This is a genomic window from Kocuria sp. ZOR0020 (genome assembly GCF_000800955.1).
Classification (GTDB): Bacteria; Actinomycetota; Actinomycetes; order Actinomycetales; family Micrococcaceae; genus Kocuria; species Kocuria subflava.
On record NZ_JROX01000338.1, the window covers coordinates 1 to 513 of the forward strand.

Consider the following 513-nt stretch of genomic DNA (forward strand, 5'->3'; position numbering starts at 1 on the left):
AAAAACATAGTAAGATAAGGGAATGCTACGGTATTCGGTAAACTCAAACGTGATTTAGTCATTTTTAAGTTAGGGTATTTACCTGTTTCAGCTTTAACTTTTGATTCAAATTGACTTATTCCGATACCTTGCTCTTTTAGTGAGTTACTTATTCTTTCGTATAATTCTTCATTTGTCATTATGCTATAACCTCAGTGATTTCAGTATATTTTTTAAGTTCAATTCTTTGTTTTTCAGGTAACAATTCAAACCATTCCAGAGCTTCTCTTTTATTATAAAACTTACGGCTTTCAAATTCTCCAAAATCATCTGAAAAGTATCGAGCTATGTAGTATGTAAATTCATCTTTCATTATCCAATTACTCCTGTCTTAATGTTTAATCTTTGCTGACTTGATAAGTGATAACAAGTGCACCATTTGCAATAATAAGCTCTAACTGGTATCTTATCATCTTTATTCTTCTTGCTCTTTTTAGTATGCTGGGCATTCGCTATTGAATATAAAGCGCCCAT

At 31.2% G+C, this 513-nt stretch carries 1 protein-coding gene; it reads right to left on the reverse strand.

What is annotated here, in order from left to right:
• Nucleotides 1-178 precede the first annotated feature (178 nt).
• Complete coding sequence (locus L979_RS16050) at nt 179-352, reverse strand: hypothetical protein (protein WP_156125609.1); 174 nt, start codon at nt 350-352, stop codon at nt 179-181.
• Between the last annotated feature and the right edge of the window lie 161 nt (nt 353-513).